Genomic DNA, 16,386 nt, shown 5'->3' on the forward strand with positions numbered 1-16,386 from the left:
GGTGTTTAGAAATATCGAGGTGACGTAATTCGGCTCTTTCGTAATGATAAATTGTAATTTAATATTATTTCGTGATTTGTATAGCCTTTTGATCCATAAATTCCGAAATATTTTTCATAAGAATATGAAAACCTAAGTTTCGGGTTCAATTGGTATCCAAGAATTCCTGCCCATGAATCATCTGTTCTGTATCCAACGCCTGCCGAAACGCCACTTTCATGTTCCAATTCAAAATTAGTCATGGCTGTAGTTACGCCCGAATAAGAGCTAATAACCAAGAGTGAAGGCTTAAACTTTAGTTCTTGACCAATCGGGAAATTAACACCACCACCCAAATAAAAAACAGTATTCTTCAACTTGAATTTCATGTTATCAGAAAACCCTTCTGTTGCAGGCTGATCGTTCGAAAGTAACCTGGGAGTCGATAATCCAATGTAATACTTTGGGGTGTAGTAATAAAAACCGATCCCAAAATTGGGAACCCATGTTGAAATATCCTGATCGGGAAATGCAGGATCATCCGGCGATGGAAAGTTTGGATCGTAAGTGGTTAAATCTGTCCAATTGATCTGCTTATTGACAACACCAGCTTGTATTCCCATAGATAATACGCCTTCAAAACTCACTTGTAAATGGTAGGCATAGTTCAAAAAAACTGCATTGTCTTTTTGTATTCCAAAACGATTGTTATACACCACTGCACCCAAACCAAATTTACTAAAGTTAACAGGAGCCTGAACCGACAGAACAGCTGTTTCCGGCGAGCCTTCTATATCTACCCATTGGTTTCGATAGGCCAAAACGGCTTCCATAAAACCTGTACTTCCGGCATAAGCTGGGTTATAAAATAAGCGATTGTAAGAATAGTTGGAAAATCGGATGTCTTCCTGAGCCCTTACCTGTAGTATGGGTAATAACAGAAATGCAATTGATATGGCAATTTTGTAAAGTTGATTCATTCTCAATATTTAACTACAATATAACCACTTTTTACATACTCCTTATCTTTAATAATTAGCTTAAAGAAATAAGTTCCTTTGGGCAGTTTATCTCCCGGACCGAGTTTTACTCCTGCATTGTTGTAGCTGCCATCCCAGGCATCCTGGTTGTTGTAGTTTTTCTTTTCGAAAACTTTGGTGCCCCAACGCGAGAAAACAATAAACTCGTTTTCCGGATAATTCTCAATACCCTTAATGTAAAATTTGTCGTTAATATTGTCGTTATTCGGCGAGAATGACGAAGGTATAAATAGTTCAACCTGATTTGGATCAAGAACGTTCACAAGGATTAGTGCCTTGCTACAACGATTTGCCTGATCGCATATTTCATAATAGATTGTATCTGTTCCGTAGCTCATTTCATACGGATAGTAAACCATGAGCGTATTATCCTCAATCAAATAAGCTTTACCAAATTGATCAGTCTGGCGAAGTATGGCTTTTTCAATTTCATCGGATGATGAAAAGCTATCGTTTTTCAGAAAATCAATTTCGATGTAAACCACCTCGCTTGCCGAACTCTGGTTCGTAACCGAAACAGTGTCGTTTTTTGCAACAGGTGGCTGACCTGTTTGTCCCATGCACAATAATCCTGTACAGAGAATTAGTCCAGTTAGTAGTAGTCGAATGGGTAAAATTCCTCTCATATTAGGGTCTTGCGTAAATTTAAGTAAACGCTGATGCTAATGGAGAATTTTAAAAATTAACTCTTTTAAAAGGTCTCCTTGTTTCGTTCCTGCATCACCAAATCCTTTCGATCTTAAATCATATTCCCGCAACAATTCAATTATCGACACCAATTTCTTGGGGTTATAATTTCTCGATGCAAGTTTATAATCTTTGACGAAATAAGGATTGATTCGCAAACTCGAAGCAACAGCTTTTTCGTTCGTTTTATTTTTTAAGAAATAATACTTTAAAACTTTGGAGAAATACGAGTGTAACAGGGCAATGGTTACAACGATAGGATGATTTTTTTCGTTGGTAGCGAAATAGCTTATGATTTGATTGGCCTTTAATACGTCTTTTTTACCTAATGCATTCTGGAGCTCGAAATTGTTGTAATCTTTTGATATTCCGATGTTTTTCTCAATGTCTTCGGGCGTTATAATATCACTGTTGGTAATATTTATGGTTAACTTTTCCAGGGCATTGGTAATTTTCCCCAAATCGTTGCCTAAAAACTCTGCCAGAAGGAATGCAGCTTTGTTATCAATCTTATATTTTAAGTTTGCAGCATACTTTTTAATCCAATCCGGAATTTGGTTATCGTATATTTTTTTCGATTCGAACAAAATACCATTCTGTGCTACTTCTTTGGTAAATGCCTTTCTTTTATCCAGTGATTTGTATTTGTAATTGATCACCAAAATGGTAGACTGTAATGGACTTTTTACATAGGAAGACAGCTGATCGATGTTCTTAATATTTTGTGCTTCACGAACCACAACAACTTGTTTTTCGGCCATCATTGGAAATCGTCTGGCAGTGGTAACTATTGTACCAATATCGGTATCCTTACCATACAGAATGGTCTGATTAAAATCTCTTTCGTGTTCGGGCAATGCATTTTCGATAATATAATCGGTGATTTTATCGATAAAGAAACTCTCTTCGCCCATTAAAAAATAGACAGGAGCATATTCTTTCTTTTTTAGCCCTTTAAATATTTCTTCGTAAGTCATTCTGTAATCTTAAAATCTAAGGTGTTTCACCGATTGGCGATTGTGCATAATTTCTTTTAAGGCTTCAATTCCAACTTGCAGATGCTGATTCACATAGCTATCGGTAACCAGGGCATCACTTTTATCAGTTTTAACACCTTCCGAAATCATTGGTTGATCTGATACCAAAAGCAAAGCACCAACAGGAATTTCATTGTAGAATCCAACTGTGAAAATTGTAGCAGTTTCCATATCAATAGCCATTGCCCTTGTTTTGGTCAGGTATTTTTTAAAGCGTTCGTCGTATTCCCAAACTCGTTTATTGGTGGTGAATACTGTTCCGGTATAATAATCTTTATTTCGATCTGATATGACCTGCGATACTGCCATTTGAAGCGAATATGCAGGCAATGCAGGCACTTCTGGAGGAAGGTAATCATTCGATGTACCTTCGCTTCGAATGGCTGCAATAGGAAGGATTAAATCTCCTAATTTATTTTTTCTTTTTAATCCACCACATTTACCCAGGAAGAGTACACCTTTGGGTTTAATGGCGCTTAATAAATCAAGAATTGTTGCAGCATTCGGACTTCCCATTCCAAAGTTGATAATTGTTATTCCATCTGCCGATGCATTAGGCATTGCTTTGTCCTCACCTAAAATTTCGCAATTGTGCCATTCTGCAAATAGTTCTACATAATGGTTGAAATTGGTTAGCAAAATGTATGGTGTAAAATCAGAAAGTTCCCGGCCAGTATATCTTGTTAGCCAGTTTTTTACAATTTCTTCTTTGGTCTTCATAAATGTGTAGCGGTTTTATAAGGAATAATCTTGTAACTTTAGCCGATCAACAGCTTTTTTATGGAAAATTTAAATTTACCAACTTATTCTTTCAAAATAAAATCTGATCTGCAAAGAAAACTAATTTTCGACAGTATCCGAAAGAAGTATGTTGTATTAACTCCCGAAGAGTGGGTAAGGCAGAATTTTATTCGTTTTTTGGTAGAAGAAAAGGGATATCCGGCTTCATTAATTGCGGTTGAAAAGAAGGTTGATGTAAATCTCTTGCCTCAACGCAGCGATATCGTTTTATACAATGGCAAGGCAAATCCTGTGATGATTGTGGAATGCAAGGCAAGTAAAATTAAAATTACCCAGGATGTATTCAATCAGATTGCACGCTATAACATGAAATTAAGAGTGCCTTTTTTGGTGGTAACCAACGGGCTAAGGCACTTTTGCTGTTTTATGGACTACGAAAAGAAAAGTTTTACATTTTTAGAAGATATTCCCCAATACCAAAGCATTAAAGATTTGTAGTTTACCGATTATTTATTTTTTGCAATAAATATTCATCAAGCCAACCTGTTGGTGTTTTGATCCATTCTTTTTTTAACCCTGCAATTTCGAAACCCTGGTTTTGAAAAAGCTTCATGCTCGCTTCATTTTTCGAAGTAATATTGCAGTACAATTGATGAACTTGTAAAACCGAAAATGCGTAATCGCATAGAGTTTCGAGCGCCTCGTTTGCATATCCTTTTTTCTGATGCTCTCTATTGTTAATGGAAATTCCGATTCCTGCATGCTGATGAAAAGGATCAAAATCAAAAAGATCGATCAATCCAACAGCTTCATCATCTTCCTTTCTTTCGATCACCAGGCGCAACTGTTTGCTTTCAAAAATATCGAGGTGACTGGTTTCCAGGTATTGTTTTAAAACAAACAAGGAAAATGGTTTTAAAGTATGGCTAACCTCCCAAATAGAAGAGTCGTTTTCCCATCTGTAAAGAAGATTTAAATCGGAAGGTTCCAGAGCTCTCAGACGAATATTGTTATTTTCGAGAATTTGCATTTTAGTGTTCGTTATACCATTTAATTTCTCTTGTAAAGGCATCAAGATATCCCTTTTTAATTACCGTAGAAAGGCGACTTTTTGCCTGTGCCTGGTTTGAGAATTTTTGGTAGGTATACCTCGATAAACCATCTTTCCCATTGTGCAGACTCAGGTTATCTTTTCCCAAATTGTCGAAATAGTTTAATGGGCGCGCATTTTTTAAAGCCATTACCTGGATGGTGTAGTAGTTCTCTTTTTCCATGCTTTCATTCGAAGGCAAACGCTCTCCTCGTAAGGATTTTCGCACAAATGAATCCCAATAACCATTTTTAAGAACTGTTCCTAAATTTCTAATGGCTTCGTTTTTGGTTTTGTACGAGCCGTAAGTGTATCGATATAAGCCAGTTTGGTCAACAAACACACTCACATCTCCTAAATCTTTAAAGTAGCTTAGTGGTTTAGGGTAACGAAGTGCCATTACCTGAATGGTATAGCTTGAACTTCCCGAGTACTTTAAACCAGAATACAAGAGTTCATCATGAATCACTGTTCTGATGAAAGCATCCCAATAACCCATTCTGATGAGTTGGTTCATTACTTTAACCGCTTCATCGAACGATTTGAATTTTCGGTATGTGAATCGTGTTAAACCATCTTCTCCTACAAATACTTTCACATTGTCCAGATTATCGAAGAATTCTTCTTCTATCGGGATCTTAAGCGCCATGATCTGGATGGTGTAATAAATTTCTCCACCAGTTTTCTCTTTTATCAGTTTATCATTCGATAAAATCTTTATAGTTGGCGACTTAAAGCCTTTCTTGGCAATAACCTTTTGTGCCTTGCTAGCTTCAGTATAGTCCTTAAATTTACCGTAAGTGTATCGATATTTGTTATCAGGGCCTTTGGTTTCAATCACTCCATCCAATTCTTCAAACAATTCAGGGCGTGGAGAATTGAAGTTTCCTAAATCCAGGGTAAAAGCAAGATCGCCAGATTCAATGGCCCGAACATCCGAAGATTTCCCTTTCAGAGTAGATTCTTTCTGAGCAGTTTGATCTTCTTTGACAACAGGCTTTTTCTCCATCTCTTTTTGAATGGCTTTATCTACCTTCGCCAGTTCTGTTACCTTATCGGGAACACTAACTTTAGGCAATACCTTAGGTGTAACTACATTCTTCGGTGGAAGTGTAATCTGCGAATCGCCTGTTGTTTTGGCAGGTGGAATGTCTTTTCTAACTGCATTGCTGTCCTTTAAATTACCCGCATTATTACTTTGATTAAGTTCGCCTGTAGCTTTAGAATCAACTGCACTGATTGTGCTGTCTTTCTGAACTTCTTTTACAGGAGTTTCAGGAAGAACCGGTTCTTCAAATTTTTTGTCACCAGGAATTGAATCTTTCGTTCCTTCCAAACTGCCAACTTGATTCAGTTTACTTTCTTCAAAATCGATTAAATCAATGCTTTGAGGATAATCAGGCTCATCTTTTGTACGAAGAGTAAGTGGCAACAAGGTAATGATACTGTGATTTTCCTTGTTGGCAAACTCAGGTGGAATGTTCAGAATTGTTCTCAAAGTTCTAAAGCCTTCAGCCACAATTTCGATATCGTATTTTTTTCCTGCATCGATAATGAACAGGAATTTACCACTTGCCGTGTTAGGGGTATAAATACCAATGGTTTTACCATTTCTGCTCACCGTTATTTTGGCTCCTCCAACCGGTTCACCGCTGGTGGTTACAATTTTTCCTTTTAGTACAAACAATCCAACCTGATCGGCATCAGGGGTTTTAATCAGGAAAATATCAGTTCTACCCACACTACCCGTTCTGTACGAAGCAAAATAAGCTCTTTTCCCATCAGGAGTAGGAGTGTAGTAAATATCATCATCTGTCGAGTTAATCGGATATCCAATGTTTACAGGAGTTGTCCAGCGACCTTTAATATTGATACTTTTAAAAATATCAAGCCCACCCATTGTTTTATGTCCTGCCGAACTAAAATACAAAGTCTTTCCATCGGGGTGGATAAAAGGAGCATCGTCGTTGTATTCGGTATTAATTGCCGGACCCAGATTTTTGGCTTTTCCCCATTTTCCGTTAGGGAGTTTGCTTACCGTATATACATCCATTCCACCATATCCTCCCGGGCGATCGCTTGAGAAATAAATGGTTCTTCCATCGGCCGAAATGGAAATATGACTCTCTTTGCTTTTGGAATTGATGCTAGGCCCTAATTTTTTAGGTTCCGACCATTCGTTTCCTTGTAATTTACTTACGTAGATATCTCCACCTTCCGATTCTTTTCTGCTCAAGAATCCTGCCTTGTAAATGTACAATTCCTGCCCATCAGCCGATATGGATATCGAGGCATCGTGATCAATGGTATTTAGCTTGGAAATTCCTTTAGGTTCGGTCCATATTCCGTTTACCTTATTCGAAATGTAAATGTCTTCAAAGTACTGTCCATCAATATCCAGCTTACTGCCAGTTCCATTTCTACGCGATGTAAATACCATGGTACTTTCATCGGCGGTTACTCCCGGACTGTGTTCGGCGTATTCGGTATTGATTTTATTTCCCAGGTTGATGATAGAGATGTTTACCGGATTTTTCACCAGATCTAATCCATTTTTGCACATCTTAATTTCGCGCTGAATTTCGTTGCGAAAAGCCGTGTTCTGAGGCGAGATAATTTGCAGTAAATCTTTGTAAACCTTTAAAGCTTCCCTAAACTGATAATTGGTGTGGTATGCCTTTGCCAAATTGTAGTACACATCCATTGGCACATTGTTCTTTGAACTTGTGTATTGAATCGATTTTTCCAATAAACCAACCGATTTATCTTTTTCCGAGACAATATTCAGGTAGCATAAGCCCAATTTAAAATTCAAATCGGCATTGCGAGAAGCCTGTTCTAATAATTCTTTGTAAATGCCTGCAGCCTTGGAGTAATTACCGTTGGCAAGAAATTTCTCGGCAATTTGATACTTGCGTCGATCTTTAATTTTTTGCTTTTTTGGGCTGGCGTTAAGAGAGTACGGACTACAGATCCCTATGTAAATAGAGAGTATGACCATTAAAACTGTCTTGGTGGCAGAAGACAATTTTAATTTAAATTTTGGGCCTGTAGAGGGTTTTATATGTTTTAAACTAATTAACAATAACTAAATATAACTTTTCTAAGTCAAATATTACCAGAGAATCTGATAAAAAACAGTGAATTGTTGATAAAATCTGCTTTCCTATCAGTTTAATTTTCCGTATGATTAAATGTAATTATATAAATCTTAATAAATAGACAAAATAAATAAAAATGTAACATTTTTTGTGCATAACTTTTTATAAAACACAAAAAAAGCCGAAGAATAATTTCCTTCGGCTTCTATATTTGAATCAAACTTAATTATATTTTTCTTTCTGTATCGAAGTTTTCCAGGTATTCGGCCACTCTTTTCAGGAACATACCACCTAAAGCACCATCTACAACTCTATGGTCGTAAGATAGGGAAAGAACCATGATATTTCTGATTCCAATGGTATCGCCCTGAGGGGTTTCAATTACTGCCGGTTTCTTTTTAATGGCGCCAACAGCTAGTATCGCAACCTCTGGTTGATTTATAATTGGAGTACCCGTTGTGCTACCAAATGCACCCAGGTTTGTAATGGTAAAGGTGCTGCCCTGAATTTCATCGGGCTGTAGTTTGTTTGCACGGGCACGATCGGCCAGGTCATTTACCTGCTTGGTAATTCCAACAAGATTCTTCTCGTCGGCTCCTTTAATAACCGGAACAATTAAATTTCCACTAGGTAGGGCAGTTGCCATTCCAATATTGATAAATTTCTTGCGAATAATTTTGTCACCATCCACCGATACATTTACCATTGGGTAGTCTTTCAAAGCCATGCTTACCGCTTCAACAAAGATTGGCGTAAAAGTTAATTTTTGCCCTTCTTTTTGTAGAAATTCATTCTTCACTTTGTTTCTCCACTGTACCAAGCCTGTAACATCAACATCGATAAATGAGGTAACATGTGGCGATACCTGCTTCGATTGAACCATGTATTGCGCAATGAGTTTTCTCATTCTGTCCATCTCGATAATTTCCACATTTTCACCATTGTAGGATTGATGTGAAACAGGAGTTGATGTTGGAGCTGGCGCAGGAGATGCACTTACAGGAGCCACAATTGGTTCAGCAACTTTTGCTTGTGAGGTTTTATTTTCGATGAATTGAAGAATATCTTTTTTGGTAATTCTGTTGTTTTCGCCAGAACCTTGAACCTGGTTTAACTCTTCAAGGCTAATATTTTCTTCCTGGGCTATTTTGCGTACCAAAGGAGAAATAAACGAGCCATTTTCGGTTTTACTGGTCATTTTCGCCTCTGTTTCTATAGCTACTACCTCATTGGGCAATTCAATCACTTTTTCTTCCGTTTTTGCTTGAACAGGACTTGCCGTGCTAAGTTCTTCATCATTTAGCTCTTCGCCTTCCGGAATAAGAATGGCCACAACGTCGCCTACCTGGGCAACATCGCCTTCGGCAAATAAAAGTTTGGCAATTTTTCCGTTTTGTGGTGCAGGAATTTCAGAATCCACTTTATCGGTGGCAATTTCGACGATCGATTCTTCTTCTTCGACAAAATCTCCCTCTTTTTTTAGAAACTGCGTAATGGTTGCTTCGGTGATTCCTTCCCCCATTGCCGGAATCATTATTTCAATTTTAGCCATGTGTGATTGTTTTTTTGATACCCATTAAGTTAGGCAATCCCGATGAATATTTACATAGAAATCGGGCATAGTGTTTAATTGATTTGTGTTTATTTAGTCTAAATACTATGCGAATTTAATAAAAATGGAGAAAAAGACAAACGTATCCGAACATACAATTTATCGATATGCTGATAGAGAGAACTTAAGGCTAAAAACTGTTGCAAATCTATAAATTCTGATCGAATGGGGTACGATGTAAAATTGATCTTCCAAGCGTAATTTCATCGGTGTATTCCAACTCATCGCCAATGGATACACCACGGGCAATGGTTGTGATATTGATATTGAATTTATTCAACTTTTTGTAGAGATAAAAATTTGTGGTGTCGCCTTCCATTGTTGTGCTTAAGGCAAGTATCACCTCTTTCATTTTTCCTTCATTTGCTTTTACTATCAGCGGATCAATTTGCAAATCGCTAGGTCCGATACCATCCATCGGAGAGATAATTCCTCCCAAAACGTGGTAGATGCCATTGTATTGTTGTGTGCGCTCAATGGACATGACATCGCGTATGCTTTCCACCACACAAATGGTTTCGTGGTCACGTTTTGGATTTGCACAGATATCGCAAATTTCAGTATCTGAAATATTGTAGCAGGAAGAGCAATGTTTGATTTCGTCGCGCAATTGGGTAATGGAAGAGCCAAATTTATGAACATCCTCTTTGGGCTGATTTAGCAGGTGCAAAACCAAACGCAAGGCCGTTTTTCTTCCAATGCCCGGAAGTTTCGAAAATTCGGCAACTGCATTTTCCAATAGTTTAGAGGGGAAGTTGGTGTAGCTCATCTTATCATCAATTCAAAAGTTCTCTTCAAAAATAATCAAAGCTAGCAGGATTCTGAAACCTGACAGGTTTTTTATTACTTTTGACTATCATTCTAAAATTATCTACTGTGACTCCAATTACCATACTCACTGTTGTTATTGGCTATTTTGCCCTTCTTTTAATCATCTCTTATTTCACAGGTCGCAAGGCCGATAACAAAGGCTTTTTTGTTGGCAACAAGCAGTCGCCATGGTATGTAGTTGCATTCGGAATGGTGGGAGCTTCTCTATCGGGAGTTACCTTTATTTCTGTTCCGGGATGGGTAAAATCTATCGACTTTACCTACATGCAAATGGTTTTTGGTTACATGCTGGGATATATTGTAGTAGCGAATATTCTTTTGCCTTTGTACTACAAATTAAATCTAACCTCAATTTACACCTATCTCGATGGACGATTTGGCAGGGCATCCTATAAAACCGGTGCATCTTTTTTCTTATTGTCGCGAACAATTGGAGCGTCGTTCAGACTCTTTTTGATGGCAAATGTTTTGCAAATTACGGTTTTCGATTCATGGGGAGTACCATTTGCGGTAACTGTAGTTCTTACCATATTACTGATATGGCTCTATACCTTTAAGGGCGGAATTAAAACCATTGTGTGGACCGATACCTTACAGACCCTGTTTATGCTTTTGGCCGTTGGTGTCAGCATCTTCCTTATTATGGACAAACTAAACATGGATATTTCCGGATTAACCAACATGATCAGCGAAAGCGAGTATTCTAAAGTATTTGTTTTTGATGATTGGCAGAGCAAACAAAATTTCTTTAAGCAATTTTTTACCGGAGCTTTTATCACCATTGTAATGACCGGATTAGACCAGGATATGATGCAGAAAAACCTGAGTTGTAAAAACCTGGCTGAGGCCAAAAAGAACATGTATTGGTATGGCTTTGCATTTATTCCTGCTAACCTTCTCTTTTTGGTTTTAGGAGCATTATTACTAATTTTTGCCCAGCACGAAGGCATTGCAATTCCAGAACGTGGTGATGATTTATTTCCGCTATTGGCCACTCAATACCTGGGGCCGGTGGTAAGTTTGTTTTTCCTTGTGGGATTAATGGCTGCGGCATACTCTAGTGCAGATTCGGCCCTAACATCACTTACTACATCATTTACTGTTGATATTTTAGGAGCCGATGAAAGCGACGAGTCAAAAACAAAAAGTTTACGACGCCAGTCGCATCTGCTGTTTTCTGCGCTATTACTGGTTGTAATCATGATTTTTAGGGCCATAAATGATGATTCTGTGATTGCAGCCATTTTTACGGTGGCAGGTTATACTTATGGTCCGCTTTTAGGACTTTATGCCTTCGGATTATTCACAAAATTCAAGGTGAAGGACAAACTGGTTCCAATTATTGCCATTCTTTCTCCGCTTATCAGTTACATTTTAAAAGATAATGCAATGGATTGGTTTGGCATTAGCATTGGATTTGAACTGCTGATGATTAATGGTGCACTTACTTTTCTGGGCTTACTATTCATTCGAAAAAAGCAATAGAATTAATATTTTGTAAAAGTTTTGGCATTTCATGACAATTGAAGATTTTTCGATATCTTAGATTGCATTTCAAAAAATCTGACTCATGAAAAGACTTGTTTTTCTGGCCTTTATTTTAATGGCTTTTAGTAATGGTAATCCAGCCTATCGATTGTTTAAAGAGAATGGGAAGCCTATTAAATATCAGAAAATGGTAAAGCAAATTGCCGATGCTGATATTGTTTTGTTTGGAGAATTGCATAATAACCCCATTTCGCATTGGTTGGAATTGCAGCTTACTAAAGATTTGCATGCACTGAAAGGAGAGAAGCTGATATTGGGTGCAGAAATGTTCGAGGCCGATAACCAGGAATTTGTAAGTAAATATCTGCGTGGTGAAATGGATGAGGAGAGCTTTATGGATACCACTCGTTTATGGCCCAATTATAAAACCGATTACAAGCCATTGGTCGATTTTGCCAAAGAGAATCAACTGAACTTTGTAGCAAGTAATATTCCTCGAAGATATGCATCGAAAGTATTTAAGGGAGGTTTTGAAGCCCTTGAAGAATTAAGCACCGAGGAAAAAACCTGGCTTGCGCCACTTCCGGTAAAATACGATGCCGAATTGCCAGGATACAAGGCAATGAAAAAAATGGGCATGCATATGAGTTCAAAGAAATTGGATAATTTCCCAAAAGCACAAGCCATAAAAGATGCTACAATGGCTCATTTTATATTGGAAAATTGGGAAAGAGGCCAACAGTTTCTGCATTATAATGGTGCCTACCATTCCGACAATTATGAAGGAATTGTGTGGTATTTGAAACAAGCTAAACCCGATTTGAAGATTGTGACCATTTATACCGCTACTGCAGAGAAAATCCGTAAAATAAATCCAGAATTAAAAGGCAAGAATAGCTACTACATTGTGGTTAGAGATGATATGACCAAGACCTATTAATCCAATTTATACTGCCAAAGCGATTAGAAAAAAAACATTTTAAAATCAGATATAAAACCAGAAAATGACAAACGAATTTAGCGATGTAATGTCGGAGCGAAGTAATGAGGAACTCATTAAAATTACTACCGAACTTCGATTGGATTATCAGCCCGAAGCTGTGGTGGCAGCCGAAAAAGAATTGGCAAAACGAGAGGTAAGTGCTGATGAAGTGGAGGCAACTAAAGAAGTGATTCGTGAAAAAAAGATTGAAAACGAAGAATTGGATGGTCTTAAAGTAAAATCGTGGGTCCGATTTGTGCACATGATTGTTGATTGGATCGTGATTTTCTTTACATATATCGTATTGTTTGCTCTTTTTGGTGGAATTATGCTTGAAAATTCAGACCCAAAGCTTTTTGAGGCTGTAATGCCATTTACTCTTCTGCTTTATGCTTTTTTATATTATATCATTTTAGAGTCAAAAACCCAGAAAACTTTGGGCAAAATGTTAATGAAAACCAAAGTGGTAAAAATGGATGGTACCGTACCCGAAGTAGCCGATATCATCGCTCGTACGTTTTGTCGCCTAATTCCATTCGATAGAATATCTTACCTGTTTACCAAAAATGGTTTTCACGATCGATTGTCCAGCACCATGGTTGTGAAGGATCTCGAAGAATAAGATTAGCCATCTATAAACAACCCGAATTTGTATTGATAAACATTAATCACTTTACTTATTTTATGAGAACATTGCTAGTCAGTCTGTTTTTTTCTTTTTTGTTTATATCAGCTAATGGACAGAGTAATATAAGATATTTTAAGAAGGGTGTTAAAATGCAAATTAAAGGGAAGTATAATTTAGCTGATTCTTTATATACCTTATCTATTGAGAAGGGTGAAGGGGTAGATTATGATGCTTATTTTAACAGAGGAGCTGTTCGACTTTATTTAAAAGATACAATAGGTCATTGCGATGATATCAAAGTTCTCATGGATCGTTCGGATAAGGAGGCAATTAATCAATACAAAAAGAATTGCATAATACACAATGAGGAAGCCTATAAATCGTATAAACTAGGATTAATAGAATATAGAAAGGAAAATTATGAACATGCTGATTCATTATTGATGTTATCTGTAAATCAGTACCCTTTTGTAGACAACGTATTACTTAAAGGGATTAATAGGTTGAAATTAAAAGATACAATTGGTTTCTTCGAAGATATGAAAGCCATCTTCTACCTACATGAAGGGGCTAAAAAGAATTTTCTTAATTACTATAAATATATTGCGAGAAAGAAACAAAGAACTCTTCCCAAAAATATCGTTAGGAGTTATTCTTCAAGAGTTATTGAAGAAAATGATTATACCTGTGAAATAATTAATGAAACCGGCGATACGATATATAATGCTGTAAAGTATTATAAGCATTTTGAAGCTGCAAAAGCAGATTGGTTAATGCATGTTACAATGAATATGAGATATCCTCAAGAATCAAATATGATAGGAGCAGGAGGACGTGTATATGTTGAATTTATAATATCCCCAAATGGTAAAATTAAGTATGTCAAGACGTCTGAGGCTGATCCATATTTGCAATATGAGGTACATAGGTTGGTATCAGAATTACCTCCGCTAAAACCAGCGGAATTCAATAATAAGGAGCGGTATTTTAAGTTTAATTTCCCCATTACATTTCATTCTCGATAATTATTTTTTGTTATCGACCTTAATGCTAGTGATCATTTAATATAGCCAGTGAGAGTTTGTAGCGATTAGCTTGTGAAGGGATGGAATGATAAACAATATTCAAACCTTCCTGATTCTCAAACGAGGCAGCACTTATTTTTACTTTGCAGTATAACAAAAGCTAAGTCCCCATATCTTGACTTGCTGCAGCATATTGCCTAATTTTGTGATTACCCAAAACATTACCTCTCTTTAACTTTATCGAACAATAGAATTTCGGATAAGGTGTATACAGCAATAGTATTTTTTAATGCTTGAAAACGAATAAAATGAAACGCAAAAGTTTATTTGGGGCTCTGTTGTTTGCAGTATTTTTAGTGTTTGTATGTTATCAACCTTTATCGGCAGGTTGGATTATCAAATCCAAAACAACCAGTCAGTACGATGTTAGTTGGAGCAAAATGTATTTGCAAAACAATGTATTTAAAATGGTTGATGAGGATCATATTTTTATTATGAATGGAAATACTCGCGATCTCACTTTTATCAATACGAAAGAAAATACATTCTGGAAAGGGAATATGGATGATTTCAAAAATAGAATGAAAGAATTCTTTGGTAAGACCATGAACGATTATTCTGCTCAAATGGAGGAGGCCATGAAAAATCTTACGCCCGAGCAACGAGAAATGATGAAACAGTTCGGAGCTAATAATCCCATGTTGAATAAAATGCAAGGAACAAAAGCAAAGAAACCTGAGGTAGAAGTCATTCGAACCAGTGAAGTGCTGTCTATCCTAAAAAGATCAGCCAGAAAATACATTGTAAAATCTGACGGAAGAAAGATGGAAGAAGTTTTTTTGGCCGAAAATATGATTTCGAAGAAAGATTGGAACCCGGAAATTTTCAGAGAATTGGCCGAAAGTATGCGCATGGGAATTGTTTCTACCGATTATGAAGATGACGATCAGTATTGGGATTTACAGAAGAAAGGAATTCCTTTAAAGACAATTCATTTTAATGGAAACAGTCAAGTGGTTGATGAGGTGGTAGAGTTAATCGAGAAAAATCTTCCGCCATCTACTTTTTTACCTCCATCGGATTGTAAAGAGGTAAAGCTTGAGAATGTTTTACAGAATATGGAATAAACCAATCCTGTTTGCCAATGAAGCAACTGATGAGTTTGGATGAGATTTGGAAAGCCTGTTCGCTTATAGATAGCCGACAGGCTTTTTTCATTTTTCATCTCATGTATTTCATTATATTTGTGGCTTATAACTACAAAATCGATTAAAATGAAGTACAGTTTACTAGCCGTGTTGTTGGCATTTATGCTTGCATCGTGTTCAACTTCGAGCGATGGCAATAAGGATTACAGGGAAGAAAATGAAGCGGAGATTGCCTCCTATGTGGCAAATAACAACCTAAACGCAACCCAATCGGCATCGGGCTTGTATTACGTGATAGAAGAAGAGGGAACAGGCAAAGAAATAAATGTAACATCGGATGTTACGGTGAGCTACAAAGGATATTTAACCAATGGAAATGAATTTGATACAACAGGTGATGATTTTGTTTCCTTTAACTTGCAAGGAGTGATACCTGGATTTGCCGAAGGATTAACTTATATCAAGGAAGGTGGGAAAATTACCTTGCTTATTCCTGCACATTTGGGTTATGGCAGCAATGATTTGAATGGAATACCGGGAGGTTCAGTTTTGATTTTTGAAGTAAGTGCCTTGTCGCCAGAACAAATTGCAGAGAAAAACGATGCAGACATAACAGAGTACCTTGAAAAGGAAGGTTTAAATGCCACCAAAACAGATTCTGGATTGTACTATATTATCGAGACTGAAGGAACAGGGGCTCAACCAAGCTCCGATTCAAATGTAACAGTTGCATACACGGGGTACTTTTTAAACGGAACAAAATTCGACGAAAGTGGAGCCAGCGGTGTAGCTTTTAACCTTGATGAGGTAATTGAAGGCTGGAAAGAAGGCATTACCTATTTTAAAGTAGGCGGTAATGGTAAACTGATTATTCCTGCACACCTTGCCTATGGAAGTTATAATTACAGCACTATCCCAGGAGGTTCGGTATTAATTTTCGATATTGATTTGAAGTCGATAAACGAATAAAAGTAAAAAATGATATTCAGCAAAAAGA

General features: G+C 37.1%; 15 protein-coding genes. 7 read left to right on the plus strand and 8 right to left on the minus strand.

The window, feature by feature from the left end; translation table 11 throughout:
* Positions 1 to 5 precede the first annotated feature (5 nt).
* From ELS83_RS10485 to ELS83_RS10500, 4 genes are read right to left on the minus strand one after another with little or no spacing between them, the layout of a single operon-like run.
* On the minus strand, positions 6 to 959 hold the full coding sequence (locus ELS83_RS10485) for a PorP/SprF family type IX secretion system membrane protein (RefSeq protein WP_171595526.1): 954 nt from the start codon (positions 957 to 959) through the stop codon (positions 6 to 8).
* Positions 960 to 961: 2 nt separating this feature from the next.
* Complete coding sequence (locus tag ELS83_RS10490) at positions 962 to 1,645, minus strand: T9SS type B sorting domain-containing protein (RefSeq protein ID WP_171595527.1); 684 nt, start codon at positions 1,643 to 1,645, stop codon at positions 962 to 964.
* Between the two features lie 36 nt (positions 1,646 to 1,681).
* Positions 1,682 to 2,683 (minus strand): DNA polymerase III subunit delta, encoded by a 1,002-nt coding sequence (holA, locus tag ELS83_RS10495; protein ID WP_171595528.1) that lies wholly within the window; start codon positions 2,681 to 2,683, stop codon positions 1,682 to 1,684.
* Between the two features lie 9 nt (positions 2,684 to 2,692).
* Positions 2,693 to 3,463, minus strand: a complete 771-nt coding sequence (locus ELS83_RS10500; RefSeq protein WP_171595529.1) for an AMP nucleosidase — start codon at positions 3,461 to 3,463, stop codon at positions 2,693 to 2,695.
* Positions 3,464 to 3,523: 60 nt separating this feature from the next.
* Between ELS83_RS10500 and ELS83_RS10505 the strand changes: the two genes are divergently transcribed.
* Positions 3,524 to 3,982, plus strand: coding sequence for a type I restriction enzyme HsdR N-terminal domain-containing protein (locus ELS83_RS10505; protein ID WP_171595530.1), 459 nt, complete (start codon positions 3,524 to 3,526; stop codon positions 3,980 to 3,982).
* 1 nt (position 3,983) lies between these two features.
* On the opposite strand, the gene ELS83_RS10510 is transcribed toward ELS83_RS10505, so the two are convergent.
* The 4 genes from ELS83_RS10510 to recR all read right to left on the minus strand — a co-directional run bounded on the left by ELS83_RS10510 (position 3,984) and on the right by recR (position 10,056).
* A complete protein-coding gene (locus ELS83_RS10510; protein ID WP_171595531.1) occupies positions 3,984 to 4,514 on the minus strand; it encodes a GNAT family N-acetyltransferase in 531 nt (176 codons plus the stop codon).
* A gap of 1 nt (position 4,515) precedes the next feature.
* The gene (locus tag ELS83_RS10515) at positions 4,516 to 7,575 is read right to left on the minus strand and encodes a PD40 domain-containing protein (RefSeq protein WP_171595532.1); all 3,060 of its coding nucleotides are present in this window, start codon (positions 7,573 to 7,575) and stop codon (positions 4,516 to 4,518) included.
* A gap of 326 nt (positions 7,576 to 7,901) precedes the next feature.
* Positions 7,902 to 9,227, minus strand: a complete 1,326-nt coding sequence (locus tag ELS83_RS10520; RefSeq protein ID WP_171595533.1) for a dihydrolipoamide acetyltransferase family protein — start codon at positions 9,225 to 9,227, stop codon at positions 7,902 to 7,904.
* A 208-nt stretch (positions 9,228 to 9,435) separates the two neighbouring features.
* On the minus strand, positions 9,436 to 10,056 hold the full coding sequence (gene recR, locus ELS83_RS10525) for a recombination mediator RecR (protein ID WP_171595534.1): 621 nt from the start codon (positions 10,054 to 10,056) through the stop codon (positions 9,436 to 9,438).
* A 107-nt stretch (positions 10,057 to 10,163) separates the two neighbouring features.
* Between recR and ELS83_RS10530 the strand changes: the two genes are divergently transcribed.
* The 6 genes from ELS83_RS10530 (at position 10,164) to ELS83_RS22065 (ending at position 16,358) form a co-directional block, all read left to right on the plus strand.
* The gene (locus tag ELS83_RS10530; RefSeq protein WP_171595535.1) at positions 10,164 to 11,603 is read left to right on the plus strand and encodes a sodium:solute symporter; all 1,440 of its coding nucleotides are present in this window, start codon (positions 10,164 to 10,166) and stop codon (positions 11,601 to 11,603) included.
* Between the two features lie 85 nt (positions 11,604 to 11,688).
* Positions 11,689 to 12,546 carry a ChaN family lipoprotein gene (locus ELS83_RS10535; RefSeq protein ID WP_171595536.1) on the plus strand — a complete coding sequence of 286 codons (858 nt, stop codon included), beginning with the start codon at positions 11,689 to 11,691 and terminating at the stop codon, positions 12,544 to 12,546.
* Between the two features lie 64 nt (positions 12,547 to 12,610).
* Entirely contained in the window at positions 12,611 to 13,210 is a 600-nt protein-coding gene (locus ELS83_RS10540; RefSeq protein WP_171595537.1) for an RDD family protein, read from the plus strand.
* A gap of 62 nt (positions 13,211 to 13,272) precedes the next feature.
* The gene (locus ELS83_RS10545) at positions 13,273 to 14,241 is read left to right on the plus strand and encodes an energy transducer TonB (RefSeq protein ID WP_171595538.1); all 969 of its coding nucleotides are present in this window, start codon (positions 13,273 to 13,275) and stop codon (positions 14,239 to 14,241) included.
* Positions 14,242 to 14,549: 308 nt separating this feature from the next.
* Entirely contained in the window at positions 14,550 to 15,368 is an 819-nt protein-coding gene (locus ELS83_RS10550) for a hypothetical protein (RefSeq protein WP_171595539.1), read from the plus strand.
* Between the two features lie 147 nt (positions 15,369 to 15,515).
* Positions 15,516 to 16,358, plus strand: a complete 843-nt coding sequence (locus tag ELS83_RS22065; RefSeq protein ID WP_216616482.1) for an FKBP-type peptidyl-prolyl cis-trans isomerase — start codon at positions 15,516 to 15,518, stop codon at positions 16,356 to 16,358.
* Positions 16,359 to 16,386 lie beyond the last annotated feature (28 nt).

The organism is Marinifilum caeruleilacunae (assembly GCF_013141825.1).
Lineage (GTDB): Bacteria > Bacteroidota > Bacteroidia > Bacteroidales > Marinifilaceae > Marinifilum > Marinifilum caeruleilacunae.

What these genes read in the sequence shown, in the direction of transcription:
- ELS83_RS10485 (WP_171595526.1), bottom strand. Translation starts at nt 959, where the DNA reads ATGAATCAACTTTACAAAATTGCCATATCAATTGCATTTCTGTTATTA.
- ELS83_RS10490 (WP_171595527.1), bottom strand. Translation starts at nt 1,645, where the DNA reads ATGAGAGGAATTTTACCCATTCGACTACTACTAACTGGACTAATTCTC.
- holA (WP_171595528.1), bottom strand. Translation starts at nt 2,683, where the DNA reads ATGACTTACGAAGAAATATTTAAAGGGCTAAAAAAGAAAGAATATGCT.
- ELS83_RS10500 (WP_171595529.1), bottom strand. Translation starts at nt 3,463, where the DNA reads ATGAAGACCAAAGAAGAAATTGTAAAAAACTGGCTAACAAGATATACT.
- ELS83_RS10505 (WP_171595530.1), top strand. Translation starts at nt 3,524, where the DNA reads ATGGAAAATTTAAATTTACCAACTTATTCTTTCAAAATAAAATCTGAT.
- ELS83_RS10510 (WP_171595531.1), bottom strand. Translation starts at nt 4,514, where the DNA reads ATGCAAATTCTCGAAAATAACAATATTCGTCTGAGAGCTCTGGAACCT.
- ELS83_RS10515 (WP_171595532.1), bottom strand. Translation starts at nt 7,575, where the DNA reads ATGGTCATACTCTCTATTTACATAGGGATCTGTAGTCCGTACTCTCTT.
- ELS83_RS10520 (WP_171595533.1), bottom strand. Translation starts at nt 9,227, where the DNA reads ATGGCTAAAATTGAAATAATGATTCCGGCAATGGGGGAAGGAATCACC.
- recR (WP_171595534.1), bottom strand. Translation starts at nt 10,056, where the DNA reads ATGAGCTACACCAACTTCCCCTCTAAACTATTGGAAAATGCAGTTGCC.
- ELS83_RS10535 (WP_171595536.1), top strand. Translation starts at nt 11,689, where the DNA reads ATGAAAAGACTTGTTTTTCTGGCCTTTATTTTAATGGCTTTTAGTAAT.
- ELS83_RS10540 (WP_171595537.1), top strand. Translation starts at nt 12,611, where the DNA reads ATGACAAACGAATTTAGCGATGTAATGTCGGAGCGAAGTAATGAGGAA.
- ELS83_RS10545 (WP_171595538.1), top strand. Translation starts at nt 13,273, where the DNA reads ATGAGAACATTGCTAGTCAGTCTGTTTTTTTCTTTTTTGTTTATATCA.
- ELS83_RS10550 (WP_171595539.1), top strand. Translation starts at nt 14,550, where the DNA reads ATGAAACGCAAAAGTTTATTTGGGGCTCTGTTGTTTGCAGTATTTTTA.
- ELS83_RS22065 (WP_216616482.1), top strand. Translation starts at nt 15,516, where the DNA reads ATGAAGTACAGTTTACTAGCCGTGTTGTTGGCATTTATGCTTGCATCG.